30 protein-coding genes are annotated in these 24909 nt (G+C 70.4%); 17 read left to right on the forward strand and 13 right to left on the reverse strand.

What is annotated here, in order from left to right; genetic code table 11:
* Window positions 1–133: 133 nt before the first annotated feature.
* Entirely contained in the window at window positions 134–1609 is a 1476-nt protein-coding gene (locus AB1285_RS09840) for an MDR family MFS transporter (RefSeq protein ID WP_268777767.1), read from the forward strand.
* A 30-nt stretch (window positions 1610–1639) separates the two neighbouring features.
* Here AB1285_RS09840 and AB1285_RS09845 read toward each other — a convergent pair whose 3' ends face one another.
* On the reverse strand, window positions 1640–1786 hold the full coding sequence (locus tag AB1285_RS09845; RefSeq protein ID WP_187663623.1) for a hypothetical protein: 147 nt from the start codon (window positions 1784–1786) through the stop codon (window positions 1640–1642).
* A 125-nt stretch (window positions 1787–1911) separates the two neighbouring features.
* Here AB1285_RS09845 and AB1285_RS09850 point away from each other — a divergent pair, with 125 nt between their 5' ends.
* Window positions 1912–2505, forward strand: coding sequence for a carboxymuconolactone decarboxylase family protein (locus AB1285_RS09850; RefSeq protein WP_370428693.1), 594 nt, complete (start codon window positions 1912–1914; stop codon window positions 2503–2505).
* 23 nt (window positions 2506–2528) lie between these two features.
* A complete protein-coding gene (locus tag AB1285_RS09855) occupies window positions 2529–3113 on the forward strand; it encodes a 1-acyl-sn-glycerol-3-phosphate acyltransferase (RefSeq protein WP_370428692.1) in 585 nt (194 codons plus the stop codon).
* Window positions 3114–3117: 4 nt separating this feature from the next.
* Here the strand turns inward: AB1285_RS09855 and AB1285_RS09860 are convergent, their stop codons facing one another.
* Entirely contained in the window at window positions 3118–3321 is a 204-nt protein-coding gene (locus tag AB1285_RS09860; RefSeq protein ID WP_187663620.1) for a hypothetical protein, read from the reverse strand.
* A gap of 81 nt (window positions 3322–3402) precedes the next feature.
* On the opposite strand from AB1285_RS09860, the gene AB1285_RS09865 reads away from it, so the two are divergent.
* On the forward strand, window positions 3403–3948 hold the full coding sequence (locus AB1285_RS09865) for a DUF6328 family protein (protein ID WP_292795365.1): 546 nt from the start codon (window positions 3403–3405) through the stop codon (window positions 3946–3948).
* A 34-nt stretch (window positions 3949–3982) separates the two neighbouring features.
* On the opposite strand, the gene AB1285_RS09870 is transcribed toward AB1285_RS09865, so the two are convergent.
* Window positions 3983–4543 (reverse strand): Dps family protein, encoded by a 561-nt coding sequence (locus AB1285_RS09870; protein ID WP_187663618.1) that lies wholly within the window; start codon window positions 4541–4543, stop codon window positions 3983–3985.
* 152 nt (window positions 4544–4695) lie between these two features.
* On the opposite strand from AB1285_RS09870, the gene AB1285_RS09875 reads away from it, so the two are divergent.
* Both AB1285_RS09875 and AB1285_RS09880 read left to right on the forward strand, forming a co-directional pair.
* Complete coding sequence (locus AB1285_RS09875; protein ID WP_232089203.1) at window positions 4696–5151, forward strand: GNAT family N-acetyltransferase; 456 nt, start codon at window positions 4696–4698, stop codon at window positions 5149–5151.
* 107 nt (window positions 5152–5258) lie between these two features.
* A complete protein-coding gene (locus AB1285_RS09880; protein WP_060921362.1) occupies window positions 5259–5558 on the forward strand; it encodes a hypothetical protein in 300 nt (99 codons plus the stop codon).
* A gap of 64 nt (window positions 5559–5622) precedes the next feature.
* Here AB1285_RS09880 and AB1285_RS09885 read toward each other — a convergent pair whose 3' ends face one another.
* Window positions 5623–6192 carry an alpha/beta fold hydrolase gene (locus AB1285_RS09885; RefSeq protein ID WP_370428691.1) on the reverse strand — a complete coding sequence of 190 codons (570 nt, stop codon included), beginning with the start codon at window positions 6190–6192 and terminating at the stop codon, window positions 5623–5625.
* 144 nt (window positions 6193–6336) lie between these two features.
* Complete coding sequence (locus AB1285_RS09890) at window positions 6337–7734, reverse strand: M20/M25/M40 family metallo-hydrolase (protein ID WP_370428690.1); 1398 nt, start codon at window positions 7732–7734, stop codon at window positions 6337–6339.
* Between the two features lie 201 nt (window positions 7735–7935).
* On the opposite strand from AB1285_RS09890, the gene AB1285_RS09895 reads away from it, so the two are divergent.
* The 6 genes from AB1285_RS09895 (at window position 7936) to AB1285_RS09920 (ending at window position 13491) form a co-directional block, all read left to right on the forward strand.
* Complete coding sequence (locus AB1285_RS09895; RefSeq protein WP_085606628.1) at window positions 7936–8817, forward strand: manganese catalase family protein; 882 nt, start codon at window positions 7936–7938, stop codon at window positions 8815–8817.
* 1 nt (window position 8818) lies between these two features.
* Window positions 8819–9859 carry an SDR family oxidoreductase gene (locus AB1285_RS09900; protein ID WP_370428689.1) on the forward strand — a complete coding sequence of 347 codons (1041 nt, stop codon included), beginning with the start codon at window positions 8819–8821 and terminating at the stop codon, window positions 9857–9859.
* Between the two features lie 157 nt (window positions 9860–10016).
* On the forward strand, window positions 10017–12377 hold the full coding sequence (locus AB1285_RS09905) for a glycoside hydrolase family 65 protein (protein ID WP_370428688.1): 2361 nt from the start codon (window positions 10017–10019) through the stop codon (window positions 12375–12377).
* Window positions 12378–12461: 84 nt separating this feature from the next.
* Window positions 12462–12719 carry a hypothetical protein gene (locus AB1285_RS09910; protein ID WP_060923504.1) on the forward strand — a complete coding sequence of 86 codons (258 nt, stop codon included), beginning with the start codon at window positions 12462–12464 and terminating at the stop codon, window positions 12717–12719.
* An 8-nt stretch (window positions 12720–12727) separates the two neighbouring features.
* A complete protein-coding gene (locus AB1285_RS09915) occupies window positions 12728–13210 on the forward strand; it encodes a BLUF domain-containing protein (RefSeq protein WP_259952183.1) in 483 nt (160 codons plus the stop codon).
* Entirely contained in the window at window positions 13207–13491 is a 285-nt protein-coding gene (locus AB1285_RS09920) for a hypothetical protein (protein WP_370428687.1), read from the forward strand. Before AB1285_RS09915 ends, AB1285_RS09920 begins: the two co-directional genes overlap by 4 nt.
* An 8-nt stretch (window positions 13492–13499) precedes the next feature.
* Here the strand turns inward: AB1285_RS09920 and AB1285_RS09925 are convergent, their stop codons facing one another.
* Window positions 13500–14168 carry a TetR/AcrR family transcriptional regulator C-terminal domain-containing protein gene (locus tag AB1285_RS09925; protein ID WP_370428686.1) on the reverse strand — a complete coding sequence of 223 codons (669 nt, stop codon included), beginning with the start codon at window positions 14166–14168 and terminating at the stop codon, window positions 13500–13502.
* Window positions 14169–14237: 69 nt separating this feature from the next.
* Here AB1285_RS09925 and AB1285_RS09930 point away from each other — a divergent pair, with 69 nt between their 5' ends.
* Window positions 14238–14867 (forward strand): DUF4386 domain-containing protein, encoded by a 630-nt coding sequence (locus tag AB1285_RS09930; RefSeq protein ID WP_370428685.1) that lies wholly within the window; start codon window positions 14238–14240, stop codon window positions 14865–14867.
* Window positions 14868–14965: 98 nt separating this feature from the next.
* Here AB1285_RS09930 and ychF read toward each other — a convergent pair whose 3' ends face one another.
* Window positions 14966–16042 carry a redox-regulated ATPase YchF gene (gene ychF, locus AB1285_RS09935; protein WP_292795333.1) on the reverse strand — a complete coding sequence of 359 codons (1077 nt, stop codon included), beginning with the start codon at window positions 16040–16042 and terminating at the stop codon, window positions 14966–14968.
* A 23-nt stretch (window positions 16043–16065) separates the two neighbouring features.
* Between ychF and AB1285_RS09940 the strand changes: the two genes are divergently transcribed.
* Complete coding sequence (locus tag AB1285_RS09940; RefSeq protein WP_292795330.1) at window positions 16066–16587, forward strand: hypothetical protein; 522 nt, start codon at window positions 16066–16068, stop codon at window positions 16585–16587.
* Window positions 16588–16797: 210 nt separating this feature from the next.
* Here AB1285_RS09940 and AB1285_RS09945 read toward each other — a convergent pair whose 3' ends face one another.
* Window positions 16798–17538 (reverse strand): class I SAM-dependent methyltransferase, encoded by a 741-nt coding sequence (locus AB1285_RS09945; RefSeq protein ID WP_370428684.1) that lies wholly within the window; start codon window positions 17536–17538, stop codon window positions 16798–16800.
* A 59-nt stretch (window positions 17539–17597) separates the two neighbouring features.
* Between AB1285_RS09945 and AB1285_RS09950 the strand changes: the two genes are divergently transcribed.
* Window positions 17598–18191, forward strand: coding sequence for an exonuclease domain-containing protein (locus AB1285_RS09950; protein ID WP_259952171.1), 594 nt, complete (start codon window positions 17598–17600; stop codon window positions 18189–18191).
* A 51-nt stretch (window positions 18192–18242) separates the two neighbouring features.
* A complete protein-coding gene (gene rmuC / locus AB1285_RS09955) occupies window positions 18243–19511 on the forward strand; it encodes a DNA recombination protein RmuC (RefSeq protein ID WP_370428683.1) in 1269 nt (422 codons plus the stop codon).
* A gap of 32 nt (window positions 19512–19543) precedes the next feature.
* Here the strand turns inward: rmuC and AB1285_RS09960 are convergent, their stop codons facing one another.
* The gene (locus AB1285_RS09960) at window positions 19544–19831 is read right to left on the reverse strand and encodes a hypothetical protein (RefSeq protein ID WP_187663605.1); all 288 of its coding nucleotides are present in this window, start codon (window positions 19829–19831) and stop codon (window positions 19544–19546) included.
* Window positions 19832–20002: 171 nt separating this feature from the next.
* Window positions 20003–20989: a class II fructose-bisphosphatase gene (glpX, locus tag AB1285_RS09965; protein ID WP_370428682.1), complete on the reverse strand. Its 987-nt coding sequence runs from the start codon at window positions 20987–20989 to the stop codon at window positions 20003–20005.
* Between the two features lie 187 nt (window positions 20990–21176).
* Between glpX and fbaA the strand changes: the two genes are divergently transcribed.
* Window positions 21177–22205, forward strand: coding sequence for a class II fructose-bisphosphate aldolase (fbaA, locus tag AB1285_RS09970; RefSeq protein WP_187663604.1), 1029 nt, complete (start codon window positions 21177–21179; stop codon window positions 22203–22205).
* Window positions 22206–22269: 64 nt separating this feature from the next.
* On the opposite strand, the gene AB1285_RS09975 is transcribed toward fbaA, so the two are convergent.
* From AB1285_RS09975 to AB1285_RS09985, 3 genes are all read right to left on the reverse strand, one after another.
* On the reverse strand, window positions 22270–22803 hold the full coding sequence (locus AB1285_RS09975; protein WP_187663603.1) for a DUF6264 family protein: 534 nt from the start codon (window positions 22801–22803) through the stop codon (window positions 22270–22272).
* 232 nt (window positions 22804–23035) lie between these two features.
* Complete coding sequence (locus tag AB1285_RS09980) at window positions 23036–23827, reverse strand: IclR family transcriptional regulator (protein ID WP_187663602.1); 792 nt, start codon at window positions 23825–23827, stop codon at window positions 23036–23038.
* 2 nt (window positions 23828–23829) lie between these two features.
* Window positions 23830–24876 carry a 4-hydroxy-3-methylbut-2-enyl diphosphate reductase gene (locus AB1285_RS09985; RefSeq protein ID WP_187664117.1) on the reverse strand — a complete coding sequence of 349 codons (1047 nt, stop codon included), beginning with the start codon at window positions 24874–24876 and terminating at the stop codon, window positions 23830–23832.
* Between the last annotated feature and the right edge of the window lie 33 nt (window positions 24877–24909).

Genomic DNA, 24909 nt, shown 5'->3' on the forward strand with positions numbered 1-24909 from the left:
CCGCGGGCCGTCGTCTCCGCTCAGGGCGGATATCGCAGGGATCGGAATGAAATGTCCCACCGACCCGTTACGCTGAATGACTCTCGCGAACTCTCGCACATCTCTTTTTCTTCCGATGCCCTGGAGGCCGCCCATGTCTGCCGTCGATACCGGCTCCATCACGACGCCCCCCGCATCGCACGGGGAGATCCCGCGCAAGGACATGCGGGTCATCTGGCTGCTGCTCGTCGCCGCCTTCGTCGCCATCCTCAACGAGACGACGATGGGCATCGCGATCCCGCACCTGAACACCGATCTCGGCATCCCGCCCGAGCTCGGCCAGTGGCTGACGAGCGCGTTCATGCTCACGATGGCGGTGGTCATCCCGACCACCGGCTTCATCCTGCAGCGCTTCACGACGCGGCAGGTCTTCATCGCTGCGATGACCGCGTTCTCGATCGGGACGCTCGTGGCTTTCGTCGCACCCGGCTTCTCGGTGCTGCTCGTGGGCCGCGTGATCCAGGCCGCCGGCACGGGGATCATGATGCCGCTGCTGATGACGACGATCATGAACGTCGTGCCCGCGCAGTCCCGCGGTCGCATGATGGGCCGCGTCGGTCTCGTCATCTCGCTCGCGCCCGCGATCGGCCCGACGCTCGCGGGGGCCGTGCTCGACGCGTTCAACTGGCGCGCGCTGTTCGCCATCGTGCTGCCCATCGCCCTGATCTCGCTCGCCATGGGCGCGAAGTGGATGACCAACCTCGGCGAGACCCGCAAGGCTCCGCTCGACGTGCTGTCCATCCCGCTCGCGGCGCTCGGCTTCGGCGGCATCGTCTTCGGCCTCAGCCAGTTCGGCGGCGAGGGCGGATCGGGCGGCACGACCGGCGTCATCGCTCTGGTCGTCGGCGCCGTCTCGCTCGCCCTGTTCGTCTGGCGTCAGATCGTGCTGCAGCGCGTCGACGACGCCCTGCTCGACCTGCGCGTGTTCCGCTCGGCGAACTTCTCGCTGGCCGTCATCATCATGACGATCCTGGCGTTGTCGATGTTCGGCACCCTGACGCTGCTGCCGCAGTACCTGCAGAACGTGGCCGGACTGACCGCGCTGGAGTCGGGCCTCATCTTGCTCCCCGGTTCGGTGCTGATGGGCCTGCTCGGTCCGATCATGGGCCGTGTCTACGACGCGAAGGGCACCCGTCCGCTGCTCATCCCCGGGACGATCCTCGTCTCGGCGGCGCTGTTCTTCTATTCGACGGTCGGAGAGCACACCGTGTGGTGGCTGCTGATCATCGTGCAGGCGGCCATGTCGGTCGGCCTCGCGATGTCGTTCACGCCGCTGTTCTCCTCGTCGCTCGGGTCGTTGCACCGCTCGCTGTACTCGCACGGCTCGGCGGTGCTCAACACGCTGCAGCAGGTCGGCGGGGCGGCCGGCGTCGCCCTGCTCACGGTCACGTACTCGGCGATCCTGCACGCCGGCGAGGACGAGGGCCTGTCGCGGGCCGTGGCCGGTGCCCCCGGAGCGCGGACGGCCTTCCTCATCGCGGCGATCATCTCGCTCGCGGCGGTCGCGCTCAGCCCGCTGGTGCGCAAGCCCGCCGACGACATCGGCGACGCGGCGCACGGCGGTCACTGACCGCGCAGCCACACCGACGGCGTCTGCCGCTCACCGCTCCTTGGGGGCGGGGATGTGGCAGACGCCGTTGCTGCAGTAGCCGGCGGCATCGCCCTCGAGCAGCTCGATCGCACCCGGCAGCGGCTGCAGCCCGAGCGGCGCGTCCTGCCCGGTGTTCTCCTGCTTCGATTCGGTCATCCCTCGATCGTACGCCTGCCAGGAGCACCGGGCGCCGCACGCTCTTCTCTGCGGCCTAGAGCGGCGTATCGTTCCCGGCGAGGGGTGCGCACCCTCGCCGCGCGCCCCGGAGCCGAGGAGGCGCCATGATCATCCACCCTCCCGAACGGGCCACCGCGACCGGCCACGTCGCCGCGATGTACGAGAGCGACCTCGCCGACGACGGCATCGTGTTCGCTCACACCAAGGCCATGGCCGTGAACCCCGACGCCCACGCCGCCTTCGAAGCCCTCGTCCGCGCGGTCGTCCCGTCGATCGGCGTGCCGATCTACGAGGCCGCGACCCTGGGGGCGGCGCGGGCCATCGGATCCGCGCACTGTCTGCTCGCCCACGGCCGCCGCTCCCTGCGCGCCGGCGTCGTCGACGAGGAAGGACTCGCCGCCTTCGCCGCGGGAGACGACCGCGGTTTCACGGAGCAGGAGCAGGCCGTGATCCGCTTCGCCACGCGGCTGTCGACCGATCCGGGGGCGATGACCGACGCCGATGCGCAGGAGCTGCGAGACCAGGGGTTCAGCGACCGGCAGATCGTGGACATCACCCTGGCGGCGGCGGCGCGCAACTACTTCAGCAGGGCTCTTCTCGCGCTGGCCGTGCCCGTCGAGGACGTCCCGGGGCTGGACCCGGCGCTCACCGCGGCTCTCACGCGGACCACCGGGGCCCCGCCGCCAGGCGATCGATAGGCCGTTCCGCCTAATCTGGACGGATGCTCCGACGATTCCTCGCCCGCGTGTACTGGGCCGTCAGCCGGTGGACCCTCGTCGCCGACGCCGCGCCGACGCGACCGACCGTCCTGATCGGCGCCCCGCACACCTCGAACTGGGATTTCGTGCTCATGCTCGCGATCGCGTGGCGCCTCGGCATCGACGTGCACTGGCTGGGCAAGAAGAGCCTGTTCCGCGGCTGGCGGGGGCCGATCATGCGCGGGCTCGGGGGCATCGCCGTCGACCGGGCGGATCCGGCGCGCGTCGTCGGCGAGGTCGTGGACCAGGTGCATGCCGGGACGGTGTTCGGCCTCGTCGTCACCCCCGACGGCACACGGGGCGGCAACGAGTACTGGAAGAGCGGCTTCTACCGGATCGCGCGAGCCACCGGCATGCCGGTCACTCTCGGCTTCGTCGACCGCCACACGATGACGACGGGCCTCGGGCCGACGATCGACCTCACGGGCGACGTGGCCGCCGACATGGACCGGATCCGCGCGTTCTACGCCGACAAGCACGGCGTGCGCCCCGAACGTCGCACGGAGCCGCGGCTGCGCGAGGAGACCGCCGAGCAGCCGGAGGGCTGACGTCTCAGTCCTCGTCGGGTGCGTGGTCCCGGGCGTACGCGAGGTCGTCGTCGGACAGCGACTCGATCATCCCCACCACCGCTCCGGTGATCTCCCGGATCTCCTCCCGGACGTCCTCGTCGAGATGCCGCGACCCGCTGTCGATGACCGCGCGACGCGCATCGTCGGACAGCTCGGGCCACCATTCGTCGATCGGGGGAAGGGTCATCTCGGGTCCTTTCCTGAGGCCTGTCCATCCGGCAGCGCAAGGTTCTGGACAGCGCCGGATCGTGCCCACGAGACTATCGCCATGACAGCAGAATCCCGTGGCGGCGCCGACGAGCGCGACGACCGCGATGACGGCCGCGACGAGACCCCGAACGAGCGCGCGGACCGCAACTGGGAGGAGCTGCTGCAGGAACTGCGGGTGATGCAGACCGGCACGCAGATCCTCACCGGCTTCCTCCTCGCGGTGGCGTTCCAGCCGCGCTTCACCGATATGGACGAATTCCAGCGCGACCTGTATGTCGTGCTCGTGGCACTCGCGGCGGTCGCCACCATCCTCGCCCTCGCCCCCGTCGGCATCCATCGTGCCCTGTTCGGCAGCCGGCTGAAGCCTGAGCTCGTCCGGACGGCGGCGCGCCTGGTGAAGATCGACCTCTTCGTGATCGGCGCCCTCACGATCGGGGTCACGACGCTCATCGTGGACTTCACGGTCAGCCGCACCGCCGGGATCGTCGCGCTGATCGCCTCGCTCCTGCTCGTGGTCGGGCTGTGGATGGCGCTGCCCGGCCTGCTGCGGCGAGCCCGCGCGCGGGTCGGAGCAGACGAAGGACCGCCGCCCTCGTCGGCATGAGCGCGACGGGGGCGGCGGTCGGACAGCGGGCTGATCAGCGGCCGGCGGGGCTGCGGTTCTCCGCGCTCACCATCCACGCGAACTGCTCCAGGCGCTCGATGACGGCGTGCAGCAGATCCGCGGACGTGGGGTCTTCCTCGTCGACGGCGTCATGCACATCGCGCATCGTCCCGACTGCGGCTTCGAGGCGCGCGGTGACGAGGTCGATGGTCTCCGTCGTCGACACCTCACCGGTCGGGAACTCGGGGAGCGTCGTCGTCTTCGCGATCGTGGCGCTGCGCCCGTCAGGCACGGCGTGCAGGGCGCGCATGCGCTCCGCGATGGTGTCGCTGAACGTCCGGGCGTCCTCGATGATTTCGTCGAGCTGACGGTGGGTGTCGCGGAAGTTCCGTCCGACGACGTTCCAGTGGGCCTGCTTGCCCTGCAGCGAGAGTTCGAGAAGGTCGACGAGCACCGCCTGCAGGTTCGCCGCGAGGGTCGGGGATGCGGTGAACCCCTTCTCCGCATTCTGCTGGCGCGTGGTCTTGACGCCCGCCTTCGTCGCTCCGCTCTTGCTGCTGGAGCTGCCGGTCTTCTTGGTCTTCGTGTCTGCCATGGTGTGACCTCCTGCTGTCACGGTAGCCCCGCGGCACAGCCGATTCGAGGGGGTTGACACCCACCGGGCGGACCCCCGAACGTGAGGGAGGCGACAGGGCCATCGAGAGAGGCGGAACAGTGGGAACAGCAGCACAGGAGGATCGTCCCGAGGTGGTCATCGCGCCTCTCACCGCGGCGGATGCCGGAGAGGTGCTCACGATCCAGCGGGCGGCCTTCGTGTCCGAGGCGGCGATCTACGGCAGCGTCGACATGCCGCCGCTGACGCAGACGCTCGCCGAGATGGAGGCAGAGCTCACCTCGGAGAGCGGGCTCGGCGCACGGATCGACGGCCGCCTGGTGGGGGCGATCCGGTTCGTCGAGGACGACGACCTGCTCCTGATCGGGCGGATCGCGATCGCCCCCGACATGCAGGGCGAGGGCATCGGGAGGAAGCTCCTCGACGCGGCGGAGAAGGCCTCGGACGCCCGCGAGTCCGAGCTCTTCACCGGAAGCCTCAGCGAGGCGAACATCCGGCTGTACGAGTCCTGCGGCTACGAGGAGCGCGAGCGGGTGCCGCAGGGCGACGGCACCGCTCAGGTGTTCCTCCGCAAGCGGCTGCGAGGCTAAAGGCACCACCCCCGCAGGCGCAAGGGGGTCGAGCGGATCCGGACGATGCGGAATCGTAGTCCGGACATGTCGCGACCGCGTCATGCCCCAACCGGAAAGGAGAGCTCATGCTCACCCTCACCGACAACGCCACCGCCATCGTGTCGACCCTCGTGAGTCGTCAGAACGACGCGCCGGCCGCTGGGCTGCGCATCCATACCGCCGAGGCGCAGGACGACACGGGCGCGGCCCGGCTCGCCGTCGCCGTGACCGCCGACCCGGAGCCCGCCGATCAGGTCGTCGAGCTGTCGGGCACCCGCCTGTTCCTCGACGAGGCCGCCGCCTCCGCCCTGGACGACAAGGTGCTCGACGCGGGCGTGGACGACGAGGGCTCCGTCTCCTTCGCCGTGCTCCCTCAGGTCGCCTGAGAGCTCAGACTTCGAACGCCGCGGCCGATCCGGCCGCGGCGTTCGCGTGTGCACAGGGTCGGGCTCAGTCCCAGTCGAGATACTCCTCGAGCACGACAGCCGTCTCGATGGGGTGCGTCATCGGGAAGAGGTGATCCCCGCCCTCGACGACCTTGATGCTGGCGCGTTCCGGAGCCATGGCGCGCAGGCTCTCGGCGTTCGCGGGCGGGGTGACCTCGTCGGCCGTCCCCTGGATCAGCAGCACCGGGATGACCGGGGCGAGGGGGGTGTCCACGTCCTCCACGCCGAGGAGGGCCAGACCGTTCACGCGCTCCGGGTGAACGAGCGCGAACGACCGCGCGATCGTGCCGCCGAAGCCGTGCCCGCCGATCCACGTGTCGCCGAGGCCGATGTGGTCGATGACGGCGAGCGCGTCCGCGACGCGGTCCTCGACCGAGATCTCTGCGTCATCCGCGCGATGGCCGATCCGCACCACGTGGAATCCGGCCTCCTCCGCCAGGTAGTGACCGACCACTCCGAGCACGTCGGCGGCCAGGCCGCGCTCCTGGATGAGCACCAGCTTGACCGGCCCATCGCCCTCATCGACGAAGGGGATGGCGCGGCCCTCGGGCTCGAAGATCTGGGTGTCGGTCATCGGCGTCGTTCTCCTCAAGCCGTCGGTGTCAGGTTCGCAGGCGCCGTCCGCGCCGGGCTCCTGCGACCGGGCACCGGGCGGTGGCGCCTGCGTCCAGCGTAGCCCGCCGGGGGACGAGCCTCCTCCTCGCATCCCCCGGCGGAGTCATGAGGCGGCGGCGAGCTCGCGCCACAGATGCGCGAGGGTCGCAGCGCCGCGGACCAGCATGCGCAGATCGATGCTCTCGTCGCTCGCATGCCAGTGGTCCTCGGGCAGACCCGTTCCGAGGAAGACGACCGGGGCGCCGAGTTCCCGGGACAGCAGCTCGGCCGGCCCTCCCCCGGCGTTGCCCATCCTCCCCCGCACCGCGCGACCGTAACCGCGGGCGAGGGCCCGCTCCAGGGCGTCCCGATAGGGTCCGGGAGGAGAGACATACGGTTCCTGCGCGATGTCCTCGTCGACCTCGAGGCGATACGTCGCCTCGGAGGGCATGACGTCGGCGATGAAGGCGCGGAGCGCGTCGGCGACGTCGTGGTTACGCTGATCGGCGACGGTTCGGATGCTCAGCGAGGCCATGGCCTCCCGCGGGATCACGGAGCGCTCGATGCCCTCCGGGTCTCCGGCGAGCAGCGAGATCACCTCGATGGCCGGGCGCACCCAGAGGCGCTCCTTCGGGGTGAAGCCCTCCTCCCCCACGATGACCCTGGTCTCGGTACGCCGCGTCCAGTCCTCGGGGTCGAACGGCAACGCGTCCAGTTCCGCAGCGCGCTCGTCGCTGAGCGGGGCCACGCCGTCATGGAATCCGGGGATGGCGATCCCGCCGTCCTCGTCGTGCAGCTGCGCGAGCACGCGGGAGAGCACGAGGGCAGGATTCACCGTCACGCCGGAGGCGGCACCGCTGTGCACGTCCCGGTCGGGCCCCTGCACCGTGAGCGTCGCGGTGAGCGTCCCCCGCATCGAGGTGACCGGAGCCGGGGAGTCGACCTCCCACTGCAGGGTGTCGGAGAAGACGACGACGTCGCACGCGAACCGGTCGGGGTCGGCCTCCAGGAGGTCCTTGAGGTGCGGGGAGCCGATCTCCTCCTCGCCGTCGATGAGCAGCTTGAGGTGCACCCCGGCTCCGACGCCGTCCACGGCCTCGACCGCCCGGTGCGCCCAGACGTGCGCGAGGGCCTGGCCCTTCGCGTCCGACGCGCCGCGCCCGTAGAGCCGCCCTTCTCGGAGCACCGGCGCGAACGGCGCCGTCTCGTTCCACTCCTCCGGCTTGGCGTGGCGGACGTCGTGGTGCGTGTAGACGAGGACCGTGGGTGACCCCGGCGCGCCCTCGCGCTCGGCGAACACGGTCACCGCATCGCCCGCCGGGAGCAGCGACGTCGTGAAGCCCGCGTCGCGCAGCTCTGCGGCGATCCAATGCGCGGATCGCACCCCGTCCATCCGACGCTCGGGGGCCGCCGAGACGGAGGGGATCTCGACCCAGGCCGACAGCCGCTCGACCATCTCATCGAGGTGGGACTCGAGGAAGGCGTCGATCGCGTCCTGCGCTGCCGCCGTCTCCTCCGTCATGGGAACAGACTGCCCGGAGGACCGCGGATGCGGGCGGGGGTTGACGGCGTCGGCGCCGACCGGCTATCACCGCGGCGAAGTCCGATGTCGCGCGGGCCGAGAGTGATTGTCCCAGGCGCGTCGGGCTTTGGAAAGGCCCTGCGTGGATCGGCCGACCGGGCGTTGCATGGCCAGCCCATCCCCAGAAGAGAAAGGCTCGATATGTTCTTCCATCGACAGGAGCTCCAGTTCTCCGCGACGCCCGAGGCCCCGGACGCCGTCTACGCCCGCAAGCTGCAAGAGGTCCTCGGCGGGCAGTACGGCGAGATCACCGTCGCGCTGCAGTACCAGTTCCAGGCGTGGAACATGCACATCCCCGGCAAGTACCGCGACCTCGTCTTCGGCATCGGCGCCGAGGAGATGGGGCACGTCGAGATGCTCGCGGTCATGATCGCGCAGCTGCTCGAGAAGTCCCCGCTCGGCATCACGGAGGACGCCGTGCAGGATGACCCGACGGTCGCCGCCATCGTGGGCGGCACGGATGTGCAGCAGGGCATCGTCGCCGGTGCCGGCGCGCGTCCGGTCGACAGCAACGGCAACCCCTGGCAGGGCTCTTACATCACCGCCAGCGGCAACCTCCTCGCCGACTTCATGGCCAACGCGAACGCCGAGATGCAGGGCAGGGTGCAGGTCGCCCGGCTCTACCACATGACCGACGACCACGGCGTGCGGGATCTGCTGAGCTTCCTGCTGGCGCGCGACACGATGCACCAGAACCAGTGGCTCGCCGCGGCCGAGGAGCTGAAGGCCGAGGGCGCCGAGAAGCTCCCCGTGCCGAGCAACTTCCCGCTCTCCAAGGAGCACCGCGACGTGTCGTACCAGTACCTCAACTTCAGCGACGGTCCTGCCGCCGCGGAAGGCACCTGGGCATCCGGCCCCACGCCGGACGGACACGGCGAGTTCAGCTACCACGAGGGTCCGACGACCACGGCCGAGATGCCTCCGCCCACTCACCCGGACGCACGCTTCTACGGCACCACCGAGCTGCCGAACGTCGTGGAGAAGGTGGCCGGCGCCGCGCAGGACGCGCTCCACAAGGAGTGACATGCCGTCATCGGTCTCGCGGAAGGGACGGTCGCCGCGCACACGCGTACGGCGGCCGCCCCTCGACGCCCAGGTGGTGGTGGTCACCGGCGGCTCCCGCGGGATCGGCCGGGAGGCGGCCTTCGGCTTCGCCCGAGCGGGGGCATCCGTCGTCCTGCTCGCCCGCGGTGAACAGGCGCTGACCGAGACGGTCGAGGAGATCGCCGCGGAGGGCGGGGACGTCCGCGGCGTCGTGTGCGACGTCTCCGACCGCCGGGCGGTGCAGGACGCAGTCGACCAGATCACGCATGCGTTCGGCCGGATCGACACCTGGGTGGGCAACGCAGGGGTGCTCCTCTACGCCCCCGTCGCCGACACCACCCCCGAGGAGCTCCGGCGGGTCCTCGACGTCAACGTCGTCGGACAGCTCAACGGCCTCCAGGCGGCGCTGCCGGCGCTCCGGCACTCGCGCGGGACCATCATCGTGGTGAGCTCGGCCGAGGCGGTGGCGGCGATGCCGCTGCACGGGGCCTACGCCGCCTCGAAGCATGCGGTGGAAGGAGCGGTCGACGCCCTCCGCCGCGAACTGCGCGCCGAGCGCGCGCCCGTCACGATCACCGTCGTCCGTCCCGCCGTCATCGACACCCCGATCTACCGCCACGCCCGCAGCCGCATGACGTATCGCCCGAGCGGACCGCATCCGCACTACCGCGCCCGGTCCGTCGCGCGGGCGATCGTCTACGCCGCCGTCCATCCGGCCCGCACGATCCACGTCGGCGGTGGCGCCCTGCTGCTCACCGGGGTCCAGCGGATCGCGCCCGGTCTTCTCGATGCGGCGCTCGGCCGGTTCGGGTTCCGGATGATGCGCACGAACGAGAGCGCCCCTGCGCAGTTCGGGAACCTCGTCGGTCCGCTCCGCGACACCGATCAGCGGGGCGGGCTGCCGCACCGCGGACGGGGCAGCATCACGACCTGGCTGCGTGTGCACCCCGGGTGGCGGACCGTGGCGGTCGCGGGCGTCCTCGGCGCGGTACTGGTGCCCTGGCGCCGCTCGCGCCGCTGAGCACCTACCCGACCGGCTCGGCGCCGCGCAACTCCCTCGTGCCGACGCGTAGGCACGGATACCGTCGAGGCACACGGTCTCCGGCAGAAGGGAACTCCATGCTCCTCGGCATCCTCACCTCCTCCTCGGACGAGCGCCCCGAGGGTCGGGCGCGCCGATGACGGCGCGCTTCACCGTCGAACCGTGGGCCGTCGGCATCGAGAGCGTCGACACCGCCCATCTCGCGCAGGAGGAGTCCGTCTTCGGTCTCTCCAACGGCCACGTCGGCTGGCGCGGGAACCTCGACGAGGGTGACCCGCGAGGCGTCGCGGGAAGCTACCTCAACGGCGTGTTCGAAGAGCACCCGATGCCGTATGCCGAGGACGGGTACGGGTACCCCGAGACCGGACAGACGGTGATCAATGTCCCGAACGGGCAGCTCATCCGCCTGCTGGTCGGCGACGAGCCGTTCGACGTCGAGCACGGGACGGTGCACACGCACACCCGCCGCCTCGACCTCCGCGACGGCACCCTGCACCGGGAGGTCGACTGGGAATCGGCGGAGGGCCGTCGCGTGCACATCACGTCGACCCGTCTGGTCTCCCTCGAGCACCGGTCGCTGGCCGCCGTGCGCTACCGCGTGACAGCGGTCGACGGCGCCCTCGCGATCACCGTGCTGTCCGAGCTGCTCGCGAACGAACCGCTTCCCACGACCCACGACGACCCGCGCGTGCAGGAGCTCCTCGCCCGTCCGCTGGAAGCCGTCGCGGGATCGGAGCGCGGCGCGCGGAGCACGCTGCTGCATCGCACCCGGCGCAGCGGCCTGCGCGTCGCGGTGAGCGCTGACCACATCGTGCGCGTCTCCGCAGAGGGCGCTCCGGAGGTGACGACCGAGGTCGACGACGACCTGGCACGCACGCGCATCCGCGTGGACCTCGCGCCCGGCGAGGAGCTCGAGGTCGTCAAGCTCATCGGACACGAGTGGTCGGCCACCCTCGCGCCGCAGACGCTGCGGGACCGCGCGGAGGAGGCCGTGGAGGAAGCCGCTCGTCTGGGCTGGGAGGCGCTGATGGCGGGTCAGCGCGCGGTCCTCGATCGGTACTGGGAGTGCGGTGATGTCCGTATCGACGGCGATGCGCGGCTGCAGCAGGCCGTGCGCTTCGCGCTGTTCCAGGTGTTCCAGGCGTCGGCGAGAGCCGAAGCCCGATCCGTGCCGGGCAAGGGCCTCACCGGCTCCGGTTACGAGGGCCACACGTTCTGGGACTTCGAGGCGTTCGTGCTCCCCGTGCTCACCTCGACCGCTCCCGATGCCGCGCTCCAGGCACTGCGCTGGCGTCATGCGACGCTCGATCACGCCAGGGAGCGGGCGCGCACGCTCGGCCTGCGCGGCGCCTCCTTCGCCTGGCGCACGATCGACGGCCGGGAGAGCTCCGGCTACTGGCCCGCGAGCACGGCGGCCTTCCACATCAACGCCGCCGTCGCAGGTGCCGTGATGCACTACGTCCGCACGACGGGTGACCAGGACTTCGAGCGGGAGGGGGGCACGGAGATCCTCGTCGAGACGGCGCGCCTCTGGCTGTCCCTCGGGCGCGGGGATGACGACGGCGGCTTCCACATCGACGGCGTCACCGGCCCGGACGAGTACACCGCCGTCGTCGACGACAACGTCTACACGAACCTCTCCGCGCGCCGGAACCTCCGGGGGGCGGCGGCTGCCGCCCGACGGCACCCGGAGGTCGCCGCAGCGCTGGGAGCGGACGAGGAGGAGGTCGCCGCCTGGGAGGCCGCGGCCGACGCCATGACCGTGCTCTACGACGAAGAGCGACAGGTGCACCCGCAGTCGGCGGGCTTCACCGCGCACGCCCGGTGGGACTTCGACGCCACGGCGCCCGACGAGTATCCGTTGCACAGCCACTTCCCGTATTTCGACATCTACCGCAAGCAGGTGCTGAAGCAGGCCGACCTCGTGCTGGCGCTCTACACCTCCCACGAGGAGTTCACCTGGGAGGAGAAGGCCAGGGCGTTCGCCTATTACGACGCCCTGACCGTGCGAGACTCCTCGCTCTCCGCGGCCGCTCAGGCCGTGATCGCCGCCGAGGTCGGGCATCTCGAACTGGCATCGGCCTATCTGGCCGAGCTCGCTGCCCTCGACCTGGACGACCTCCACGGCAACACCGACGAGGGACTGCACATCGCGGCACTCGCCGGCATCTGGACGGGCGTGACGGCCGGCTACGGGGGTATGCGGGAGGGAGACCACGGCCTGTCCTTCCGGCCGCAGCTTCCGGACGGCGTCACCCGTCTCGCGTTCGGAGTCCGGCTGCACGGCTGCATCCTGCACGTCGACATCACACCGACGGAGACGACCTACCGACTGAGCGCCGGGGAGCCGGTGACGATCCGGCACGCCGACGAGGAGCTCGTCCTGCACGCCGGGGTTCCCGCGAGCCTGCCGACGCCGGACCGCGTCGAGCCGCTCACCCCGGCACCTGTGCCGCCGCGCTGGCGGGAACCGGGACGCCCGCGCGCCGGCGACTGAGGCCGCGCCGGGTCCGTGTGCCATATCGAGGCGGGTGCGCGCAAGGCCCGCGGCGATGTCGGCCGTCCACCGTAGGGTGGAGCCGTGCCTGATTCCCCCCACCCCGCATCGGATGTCCTCTGGGCGTGCGTCGAGGACGGCTTCCACGTCGGAAGCCGCGGCGGAGACTTCCTCGGCTACGTCGACCGTCAGCCCGACGGCCGCTTCGCCGCATTCTCCGCGTCCGCGCAGCCCCTCGGCTTGCACGCCACGCTGAGCGACGCGACCACGGAGGTCGTCGCCCACGCCGGCCCCTCGGAGGGCGATGCCGCCCTCGGAACCCCGGAGCTGGTGCAGGGGTGACGGCGGCCATGACCGACGGGTTGCTCCGCCTCGTCTACACCAGCACGGCGGCGCAGCCGTTCCGTGAGACCGCCCTGGAGCAGCTTCTGGAGCAGTGCCGTCGGTCGAACGCGGCCCGCGACATCACCGGTCTCCTCCTGTTCCGCCAGGGGCGCTTCCTCCAGGTCCTCGAAGGACCGGTCGAGGCCGTACGCCGACTCGTCGACACGATCGCGGACGATCCGCGTCACCGCGCGATGCGCATCCTCCTGGAGACGCCGATCACCACCCGGCTCTTCTCCGACTGGTCGATGGGCTACCGGTCGTTCCGCGGTGGGAGCGCGGCCGCCCCCACAGGCTTCCGCGACTCCTTCGACGACCTCGTCGACGGCGCGGACTCCTCCACCATGGAGCGCGCTTTGTTCGAACTCACCCTGTGGTTCCGCACCCGCTCCGGCGCTGCGGTCCCGATCCCTGCCGGCAGCGGCGAGGGCACCTCCCTCCGGGTATGAGCAGGCCCGCGGGCGGACCGGAGCCGTCGCTCATCCAGCAGCGCATGGCACTGGAACGGCGGCGGAACTGGGGCATCTACGCGATCGTGTTCTCGTCGGTGATGACGGTCGGCTGGACGGTCGCGTTCCTCCTCGATGCGCCCGCCGGGTTGTGGCGCGTTCTCAGCATCATCGTGTTCGCTGCCGGGATCGTCGTCGGTATCGTCGAGACCCACCGCGCGAGGCGCGCGCTCCGTGAGTTCGTGGATCGCCACGGGCCCGGAGCCGGGGTCCGGCACTAGCGGGGCGTTCAGCGAGCGGAACTCCACCCCTGCTCATGCAGTCGCGCGAATCCGTCGATCAGGAGGTCCAGCGCGAAGGCGAACTCCGCGTCGTCGTCACACGCGGCGCCGGCGTGCGGGGCGGTCGTCGCCATCCTCACGATCGCGGGGTACGAGACGGCGAACTCCGAAAGAGCCCGGGCACGCACCGCAGGATCCGCCGGGACCTCGGGGGTGGGCAGCACATCCCGTGTGATCCCCCACATCCGCGTGCTCAACGCATGCATGGCGTGATGCACGAGGTCCGCGGACAGCCCCCCGTCGAACATGATGTTCATGAGCGAGTCCATGTACCCCAGCACCGTCGGTGTCGCCGCCGCCCTGGTCTCGATCGCCGCCTGCGCCCATGGGTGCGCGCCCATCACCATGCGGGCCGAGCCGATGCGCTCCCGGAGCGCGTCCTGCCATGGAAGACCACCCGCCGGGACGCCGATGCTCGCCACGAGCCTGTCGAGCATGCCGTCGATCAGCTCCTCGCGATTCGCGACGTGCTTGTAGAGCGCCATCGCGGTGACCCCGAGCTCGTCCGCGACCCGCCTCATGCTCGTGCGCTCGAGACCGATCTCGTCCGCCAGGCCGGCGGCCGCAGCCAGGACCTGCTCGCGGTCGAGCGGACGGCGGACGGGAGAACTTGACACGTCTACAGCGTATACCTAGAGTGAGGAGCGCGTCGGTGTACGGCGTATACCTCTAGCTCAAGGAACGCCATGCCCGACCGCTCCCGCACATACGCTCGCATCGCGGGCATCCTTTACCTCGTTACCCACGCCACCTCGATCGCAGCGGTCGCGGCATACGCGGGCGGCGCACTGACCGGAGGCGTCACTGTGGAGCTCCTCCTCGCCGGCGGATGTCTCGGAACCGGCATCCTCCTCTGGCTCCTGCTGGGCCAGGTCGGTCCCGCCCGGGCGGCCACCTTCGCTGCGCTGCGAGCCCTCGAAGCCGCCCTCATCGCGGCAGGTACGCTCCCGATGCTCGCGCTGCAGGGGACGACCGCGACCGGACCGATGGCGGAGACACTCGTCGCACTCCACACTGCCGCCTTCCTCGTCGGTCAGGGGCTGGTGATCAGCGCGAACACGATCATCCTGGGGTGGCTGCTGTTCACCACCGGCCTCGTCCCGCGCGCGCTGGCGGCGCTCGGTCTCATCGGCGGCACACTGGTACTCGCGAGCAACTCCGCTCAGCTGTTCGACATGATCCCGCAGGGTGGGACGATCGCCGGGGTCTGCGCCCTGCCGATCTTCGCCTTCGAGATCTGGTTCGCGATCCACCTCATCACGGTGGGCCTTCGACCGCGCGCGTCGGTCCGTGCTCTCTCCGGATCAGCCCTCTGACCCTGGGCGCCTCGCCGCGTCCCGGTCCGCTGCTGACAGCTCGAGCCCTGCGCCGGGGCAGTTCGGTGGCTGAGCGGTGTTCGCCCGGCCCGGCTGCCTCAGTTGTTGAAGCGGAACTCCACGACGTCGCCGTCCTGCATGACGTAGTCCTTGCCCTCCAGGCGCGCCTTGCCCTTGGCACGGGCCTCCTGCACGGAACCGGTCTCCACGAGGTCGTCGAACGACACGATCTCGGCCTTGATGAAGCCCTTCTCGAAGTCCGTGTGGATGACGCCGGCGGCCTGCGGGGCCTTCGATCCCTTGGGGATGGTCCAGGCGCGGGCTTCCTTCGGACCTGCGGTGAGGTAGGTCTGCAGGCCGAGCGTGTCGAAGCCGATGCGGGCGAGTTGGTCGAGGCCCGACTCGTCCTGCCCCGTCGAGGCGAGGAGCTCGGCAGCGTCCTCGGGGTCGAGGTCCTTGAGCTCGGACTCGATCTTCGCGTCGAGGAAGATGGCCTGCGCCGGGGCGACGAGGGCGGCGAGCTCGGCCTTGCGGGCGTCGTCGGTCAGCACGGACTCGTCGACGTTGAAGACGAAGATGACGGGCTTGACCGTGAGGAGCCCGAGTTCGCGGATCGGCTCGAGGTCGAGGCCGCTGGTGGAGAGCAGAATTCCGCGCTCCAGCGCATCCTTGGCGGCCTTCGCGGCTTCGAGGACCGACGGGTCGATCTTCTTGCCCCGCACTTCCTTCTCGTACCGCGTGATCGCCTTCTCGACGGTCTGCAGGTCGGCGAGCATGAGCTCCGCGTTGATGGTCTCCATGTCCGACGCCGGGTTCACGGCACCGTCCACGTGCACCACATCGTCGTCGGAGAACCCGCGCACCACCTGGGCGATCGCGTCGGCCTCGCGGATGTTCGCGAGGAACTGGTTACCCAGCCCCTCCCCCTCGCTCGCCCCTCGGACGATGCCCGCGATGTCGACGAACGACACGGCGGCGGGCAGGATGCGCTCGCTCCCGAAGATCTCGGCGAGCTTCTCGAGCCGCGGGTCGGGCAGGTTCACCACGCCGACGTTCGGCTCGATCGTCGCGAACGGGTAGTTCGCCGCGAGCACGTCGTTCTTGGTGAGAGCGTTGAAGAGGGTGGACTTGCCGACGTTGGGCAGGCCGACGATTCCGATCGATAAGTTTGGCATGGTGATCCTCAGTTTACGAGGTCATGCCGCGGGTCTCTGACGGGTTCGCGGGACAAGCACTGAGCGCCGACTGGCCTTACGTCGTAACGATCGAGCATCGGCAGACGGGAGGTGACGTCGGCCCGGGTACCGTGATCTTCATGCAAAAGCGCAGAGGACTCGCCGTTGCATCCGGCGCGGTCACTGGTGCGCTCGCCCTCGCGGGCTGCACTGTCACGGATGCCTCCGCTGTGCGAGTCAACTCGGATGGCTCACTAGACTACGTCACCTGCAGGCCGGACGCGGATGACTGGGACGCCTACTTCTATACCTCCGAAGACGAAGACGAGGCCATCGAGTTGCAGCCGACCGAGGCCCTCGCCGCCTCCTCCGAGGGCGCCGTGGTGCACTTCGCCCCGCCTGCTCAAGATTGGGACTCGCTCGTCATCGGTGCGTCCGTCTTCGCATCGGTAAAGATCCACTTCGACAGCTATACACCTGACGAGTGGCACTGGAACACAGATGGGTGGTTTGGCGCCGGCACTCGCTGCTCCATCGAGGAGTGAGCATTCTGGCGGCGTAACCGCGAGCGCCTGAATCAGATGGCCGTTTGCCCCACTTAGACGTTGCCGCCACGGACGATTCCGATAGTGAGAGCCACGGGGAACGAGTCTACCTACGCCGCCCTCCCCCGCCTCACCCCCGCGGAGGGCAAGCGCTCACGCGGGATCAGGCGGGAGTGCGCGAAAGGTGCCTGATACGGCGCGGGCGCCTGTTCAGCCGCGGGTCGCGCGGAACGCCCTCGTCACGTACGGCACCTCGACCGTGTCGTCCCCGTGCAGGCCGAGCTCGTCGAACAGCGCGTCCATCTCGCCACGGATCCGGTCCTTCTCGGCCTCGTCGGCGGTGATCACGGCGCTGCGCGACGCGGCCATGCGGTGCAGGAACTCCCGCGTCATGGGGCGCGACCACTCCCACCGTTCCTGCGCCAAGGCGCCGAACGGCTCGGCCACCACGGGGTCGCCGGCCGCGAGCATGATCTCGGCGTTGCTGCCGTGCATGATGTCGGTGAGCCGCCGCACCCAGTCCACGCGCTCGTCGCGGAGGTTCCAGACGAGTCCCAGCACACCGCCCGGCCGCACCGCCCGACCGATCTCCGCGGAGGCGGCGACGGGCTCGACCCAGTGCCATGCCTGACCGAGCACCACGGCGTCCACGCTCGCGTCCGGCAGTGGGAGCTCCTCGGCGGTCCCGACGAAAGTGGGGACCCCTGGTACGGCCTCGCGAAGCGCGGCGAGCATCGCGGGGTCCGGGTCGATCGCCACGACCTCGGCGTCCGCAGCCGCGACGAGCGCCCGCGTGAGCTTGCCGGTCCCGGCGCCGACGTCGGCGACCCGACGCGCACCGTCCGCCATCGGCTCCAACATCCAGGCGACCGCCTCGAACGGGTACTCGGGCCGTCCGGCCTCGTAGCTTCCGGCCGCCGCACCGAAGGACCTCGCCAGTTCGTCCGCCATGTGGCCAGCATACGGCGAGCCTGCACAGCGACGTCGGAGGCCCGGGAGAGAGTGAGGACGTGCCACTGGACTTCACTGCGATCGACTTCGAGACCGCGAACTCCAGCCCGGCCTCCGCGTGTTCCGTGGGACTCGTGCGGGTGCGGGACGGGAAGGTCGTCGCCACCGCGAACTGGCTGATCCAGCCTCCGCCCGGCCATGACGAGTTCCAGGAGTGGAACGTCCGCATCCACGGCATCCGCCCCGAGCACGTGCTCTCGGCGGCCACGTGGGTCGACCAGTTCGAACGGCTCTGCGCCTTCGCCGGAGCGGACGTGCTCGTGGCTCACAACGCCGGCTTCGATCTCAACGTGCTGCGTCGGGCGACGGAGGTCACGGGCCAGATCTGCCCGCCGTACCGTTCGCTGTGCAGCCTCCAGGTGGCGCGGAAGACCTATCAGCTCGACTCGTACCGCCTTCCGCTCGCCGCCGCGGCGGCAGGGTATGCGGAGTTCTCGCATCACGACGCGCTCGCGGATGCGCTCGCCTGCGCACAGATCATCGTCGACGCGGCCGCCCGCGCCGGCGCCTTCGACGTGTTCGGGCTCGCCGACGCCCTCGGGCTCCGCGTCACCGAGCCCGCCGTGCCGGCGCTGGAGCGCGCCGTCGCCTGACGCGCCTCGCCGCCTCCCGGCGATGTCGGAGGCCCTCGGCATCATGGAGCCATGGATGCCCTGTCGATCGTTCTCCTGCTCGTGGCCCTCGCCGCGGGCGTCGCTCTCGGCTGGTTCCTCCGAGCCGGACGGAGCGCCGCCGACATCGCGCGCACGCAGGCTGAGCTCGCGGCGGCGCGAGACGACCGCGACCGCCAGTACGACCTCTACCGGGACGCGGTCGAACACGCCCGCTCCGAGCAGCGGGCGGAAGCGCAGCGTGTCCAGCAGCAGAACGCCGTGCTGCAGGCCCTGGCGCCGGTGCGCGAGAGCCTCCAGCAGATGCAGTCCAAGGTCGCTGCGATCGAGAGCGAACGGCAGGCGCAGTTCGGCACGCTCGCCGAGCAGCTCCGACGTGCCCAGGAGTCCGATGAAGCGCTCCGCGCGACGACCGAGTCGCTCGCGGGCGCGCTGCGCTCCACGTCCACGCGCGGCGTCTGGGGCGAGACCCAGCTGCGGCGCGTCGTCGAGGCCGCGGGGCTGACCAGACACGTCGACTTCGACCTGCAGGCGACGATCACCTCCGACCGCGGCCAGGGGCGCCCCGACATGGTCGTCCGCCTGCCGGGCGGCACGTCGATCGCCGTGGACGCGAAGGTGCCGCTCGACGCCTATCTCGAGGCGTCGGCGCTGCCCGCAGGCGACGCCCACGAACCGCAGCGTCGTGCCCACATGCAGAAACACGTCCGTGCGGTCCGCGCGCACGTCGACGCCCTCGCCAAGAAGGCCTACTGGTCAGGCCTCGACGCGAGCCCGGAGTTCGTCATCTGCTTCCTGCCGAGCGAGTCGCTGCTGGCCGCCGCCATCGACGAGGACCCGACGCTGCTCGACTACGCCTTCAGCCGCCGCGTGGCGCTCGCCTCCCCCGTGAACCTCTGGGCGGTCCTCAAGACGGTCGCGTACACGTGGACGCAGCAGGAGGTGTCCACCGAGGCCCGGAGTCTGCTGGCGCTCGGCACGCAGCTGTACGAGCGCCTCGGCACGCTCGCGGGTCATGCCGACGACCTCCGTCGGGCGATCGAGCGCACGGTCGACAGCTACAACCGCTTCGCCGGATCCCTGGAGTCCCGGGTTCTCGTCACCGCCCGCCAGTTCCCCGGCGTCGATGCGGAGGCCTTGGCACCGATGCCGGCGATCACCGCGGACGGACGGCGCTTCACCGCGCCGGAGCTCCTGGTCCCGGCCGAGGCCGAAGACGCCGCCGACGCGATGCAGGCTGATGTCGGCGAGGTTCGCGCGCGTCTGGATCACGCCGCCGCGCTTCCCGACCGGGAGGACTGACAGCGGCGACGGATCGACCGGCCGCGAGGGCGTCAGGCGACGCCGGGAACGCCGCTGAGCAGCAGGATGACGAGGCCGCTCGTGGCGAGGAAGGCGCCGATCATCCACCAGGCACTGACCTCGTGCCCCTCGGCGCGGCGGACGCGGAACAGCACGTCGGCGCGCCGAGCCGGGTCGACGGCCGGCTGCGCGACGGGTGCCGGCGGGGCCACGGCCGCCGCTTCGGCATCGGCGCTCACCCGGAGGATGCGTCCGGTGTTCGTCGTGATGATCTTGGTCGGCGCGGCGCTCTTCGAGCCGCTCGTGTGCTGCGTTGTCATGCGTTCGCCCTCCTGTGCCTGCGGTGCCTGGCGGCTCCGTCGACGGCGACAAACCCAGTGACAATTGTGACACGACGGCTCGCCGAACCGGGGCCGACCCGTGGAGGAGGCGATACCGGGTCGGTAACGATGGCGGGAATCCGGCCCACGATCATCACCGCGGGAGAGGCCTCACAGCCACTTCGAGACGAGGTGCTCCGACGCGATGCGGCGCAGAGTTCCGGAGGCTCCTCGCAGGACCACGCTCTCGGTGTAGACGTAGCCGCGCTCGCGCCGCACACCGGCCACGAGCTGGCCGTCCGTGACACCCGTCGCGACGAAGATCGTGTTGTTCCCCTGCACCAGGTCGTCGGCTTCGTAGACCTTGTCCATGTCGAGCCCCGCGTCGATGCCGCGCTGGCGCTCGTCGCCGTCCCGCGGCCAGAGCCGACCCTGGATATGACCGCCGAGGGCCTTGATCGCACACGCGGTGACGATGCCCTCGGGGCTGCCGCCGACCCCCACGCACATGTCCGTGCGGGCGTCGTGCCGGGCGGCGTTGATGCCGCCGGCGACATCGCCGTCGCTCATGAGGCGGGTTCCGGCTCCGGCGTCGCGGATCTCCTGGATGAGCTGCTCGTGCCGGGGGCGGTTGAGCACCGACACCACGATCTCGTCCACCGGCTTGTCCAGCGCACCGGCGAGCTTGCGGATGTTCTCGCCGATGGGCAGACGGATGTCCACCACGCCCACACCGGCGGGCCCCGTGACGAGCTTGTCCATGTAGAAGACGCTGGAGGCGTCGAGCATCGTGTCGCGGTCGGACACGGCGATCACCGAGAGGGCGTTCTGCCGCCCGGCGGCGGTCAGCGATGTCCCGTCGATGGGGTCCACCGCGATGTCGCAGAGGGGCCCGCGACCGGTCCCGACGACCTCGCCGTTGAAGAGCATCGGGGCGTTGTCCTTCTCGCCCTCGCCGATCACCACGCGGCCCTGGAAGTCGACTGTCCCGAGGAAGGCCCGCATGGCGTCGACGGCCGCACCGTCAGCGGCCTCCTTCGCCCCGCGGCCGATGAACGGCACGGCTCGGATCGCCGCCGCCTCGGTCGCGCGCACCAACTCCATCGCGAGGTTGCGGTCAGGACGCAGCGGACTCAGGTCGGCAGTCAGACTCACCATGATTCCCAGCCTAGCCACGAGGAGGGCACCGATCGGCTCGTTTTCCGCTCGCAGGCTATGAAGAAATCGCGGTTCTTAACACCGACGAAGGAGACCCACCGCCACGGCGTGCCTCGCCCTGCCGACGCCGCACACCCGCCCCGATAGAGTGGCAGCTGTCCCGGCTTCACCTACCGCAGGAGTTCTCATGCCCGTCGCCACCCCGGATCAGTACGCCGACATGCTCGACCGCGCGAAGGCGGGCGGCTTCGCGTACCCCGCGTTCAACGTCTCGAGCTCGCAGACGATCAACGCCGTCCTCCAGGGCCTGACCGAGGCCGGCTCCGACGGCATCATCCAGGTCACCACCGGTGGCGCCGACTATTTCGCCGGCCACACGGTCAAGGCGCGCGCGACCGGCGCCCTCGCCTTCGCCCGCTACGCCACCGAGGTCGCCAAGAACTACCCGGTCACCGTCGCCCTGCACACCGACCACTGCCCGAAGGACGCCCTCGCGGGCTTCGTCGAGCCGCTCATCGCCGCCTCGGAGGAAGAGGTCAAGGCCGGCCGCAACCCGATCTTCCAGTCCCACATGTGGGACGGCTCGGCGGTCCCGCTCGCCGAGAACATCGAGATCGCCAAGGAGCTGCTCCCCCGCATGAAGGCCATCAACGCCATCCTCGAGGTCGAGATCGGCGTCGTCGGCGGCGAGGAGGACGGCGTGCAGCACGAGGGCTCGAACGAGGCCCTCTACACGACCTTCGCCGACGTGGACCAGGCCGTGCAGGCACTGGGCCTCGGCGAGCAGGGCCGGTACATCGCCGCCCTCACCTTCGGAAACGTGCACGGCGTGTACAAGCCGGGCGGCGTGAAGCTGCGTCCCGAGCTTCTCGGCGAGATCCAGGCCGAGGTCGCCGCGAAGTACAACACCGGCGCCAAGCCCCTCGACCTCGTCTTCCACGGCGGCTCCGGTTCGACCGACGAGGAGATCGCGCTCGCGGTCGCCAACGGTGTCATCAAGATGAACATCGACACCGACACGCAGTACGCCTACACCCGTGCCATCGCCGACTACATGTTCAAGAACTACGACGGCGTGCTGAAGGTCGACGGCGAGGTCGGCAACAAGAAGCAGTACGACCCGCGCGCCTGGGGCAAGATCGCCGAGACGGCCATGGCCGCCCGCGTGGTCGAGTCGACCCGTCAGCTCGGCTCGTACGGCCAGTCGAAGAGCTGACCGTCCGCACGCACACGAAGGGGCCCGGCATCATGCCGGGCCCCTTTCGTGTCTGCGCGCGGGGTCAGCGGGTCCCGGTCGCCTGGTCGAGGTAGGCGATGAAGGCCGGATCGCCCATCATCGGTACGACGAGACAGAAGGCGGCGATGCCCACCGTGACCACCGCCCCGACGACCGGGAGCCACCATGTGACGCGGCCACGGCGCAGGCGACGGATGGACAGCGCCGCGGTGACGCACCAGCCGACAGCGAGCACCACGGCCGCGATGGTCCCCCACATGCGGCCCGCGGCGTAATTCGTGAACTCGCCCTCGATGCCCAGCATGCCCATGGTCTGGTTCATGACGGGAACGATGTCGAGGTAGGACAGACCGGTCACCACGACGTTGACGAGGCCGTAGGCGAGGAGTGCGATCGTCGCGAACCTGTCCACAGGGTGGGGGCGCGCCGGAGCGGACGTCTGCGGTGCGGCCGACGGTGCCGGCGCCGGGGACGGCGCCGTCGGTGCGACCACCTCCGCCAGGGGTGGAAGACCCGCGGCCCTCCGCTGCTCCTCTGGCGTGGCGAGTTCCCCGTAACGGGGGCGCTGGTCGGTCATCCCGCCATGGTATCGGCAGGGGCTCAGCGGGCCGTTCAGGAAATCGGGCCCCAACCGATAGCGGCCCCGGAGAAGTGGGGACTTCTCGGGGCCGCGGACGTGGAGCGCTGGGGACGCTCCTCATCCCGTTGGTCGCCGGCGCTGGGGACGCCGTAGGCGATCAGTAGGGCGTTGTCAGCCACTACGTCTTCGATCATAGGGAACCCGCGATGCCCGCACCAGGCCCCGGAATTCAGATGGTGAACTCCGCGTCCGGCCCGTCGGTGTCGAGGGCATCCGCCCCCAGCTGCAGCGAGAGCCGCCGCGCCGTGCGTTGCAGGTTCGACACCAGTCGGCGGTTGACGACGGCCCGGTCGGCGGGCAGGGAGACCGCCAGCGACGCCGTGACACCGGGCGCGATGACGGGCACCGCGACGCACGTCGCGCCGATCGCGTACTCCTCCCGGTCGACCGCCCACCCCGGCGTCTGCTCGAGCTGGGTGAGGAGGGTCCGCCGGTCGCTGATCGTCCGCGGCGTGAGCTCTTCGAGCCGGTGCCGGGAGAGGTAGTCCAGGCGATCCTCCTCGGAGAGCGCCGCGAGGATCTGTTTGCCGAGCGCGGTGGCGTGGGCACTGGCGTGCAGTCCCACCCAGAGCTCGATGCGCGGATTCCGCACGGAGTCCACGATGTCGACGAGGTGCATCTCCCCGTCCGCGTATCGGGAGAGGTAGGCCGTGGCGCCGACGTCCTCCGTCACTGCGCGCAGCGCGGCGCGCACCCGCGCCAGGAACACCCCGCGCGAGTCGATCTGCTGCTGGAACGACGGAAATCGGCCTCCCAGCACGAGTCCGTCCGGCTCTGCGCTCAGATACCCCTCATGCACCAGCGTGCGCACGAGGTTGTAGGTCGTTCCCGGCGTGAGTCCCGTGATCGACGAGAGCATCTTGGCCGGAAGAGGCCGTGGGGAGTTCGCGACGATGTCGACGAGGCGGAGCGCGCGTTGCACGGACCCGATGAGGGTCGGCTCCGCCTCCGCGGCGTTCACCGCTACGCACCCCCTCCAGCGGAGGCGCGGCCGCCGAGGGCGCGCGCGTCGCGCTGACCCGCGGCATCCTGACGGAGCTCCTTCGGCAGCGAGAACATGAGATCCTCCTCCGCCGTCTTGACCTCTTCCACGTCGCGGTACCCGGCATCGCCGATCGCGTCGAGCACCTCGCGCACGAGAACCTCGGGCACCGACGCACCGCTGGTGACGCCCACGGTCTCCACCCCGTCGAGCCACTCCTGGCGGATCTCCTCGGCGTAGTCCACGCGGTAGGCGGCCTTGGCGCCGTACTCGAGGGCGACCTCGACGAGCCGGACGCTGTTGGACGAGTTGGCCGATCCGACCACGATCACGAGATCGGCGCCCTGGGCGACCTTCTTGATGGCGACCTGCCGGTTCTGCGTGGCGTAGCAGATGTCGTCGGACGGCGGGTTGTGCAGCTCGGGGAAGCGGGTGCGAAGCCTGTTCACCGTCTCCATCGTCTCGTCGACCGAGAGCGTCGTCTGCGACAGCCACACGACCTTCGACGGGTCCTTCACCTGCACGGTGTCGGCCTCTTCCGGCGAGTTCACGACGGTGACGTGGTCCGGGGCCTCCCCCGCGGTTCCCTCGACCTCCTCGTGGCCGTCGTGGCCGATGAGCAGGATCTCGAAGTCGTCCCGGGCGAAGCGCACGGCCTCGCGGTGGACCTTGGTGACGAGCGGGCAGGTCGCGTCGATCGCGTGCAGGCCGCGATCCGATGCGGCATTGACGACGGCCGGGGAGACGCCGTGCGCGCTGAAGACGACGTGCGCCCCCTCGGGCACCTCGTCGACCTCTTCGACGAAGATCGCGCCCTTGGCCTCCAGCTCCGTCACGACGTGGATGTTGTGCACGATCTGCTTGCGGACGTACACGGGGGCGCCGTAGCGCTCGAGCGCCTTCTCCACAGCGACCACCGCGCGGTCCACCCCTGCACAGTATCCGCGGGGGGCGGCGAGCAGGACGCGCTTGTGTCCGGGCACCGGGTTATCCTGAAGCCGCCCGGCCGCGGCGCGCACTCGTGGGATGCGAGGAGCGGGAAGATGAACGGCAGTCGAAGT

This window comes from Microbacterium sp. NRRL B-14842 (assembly GCF_050470785.1).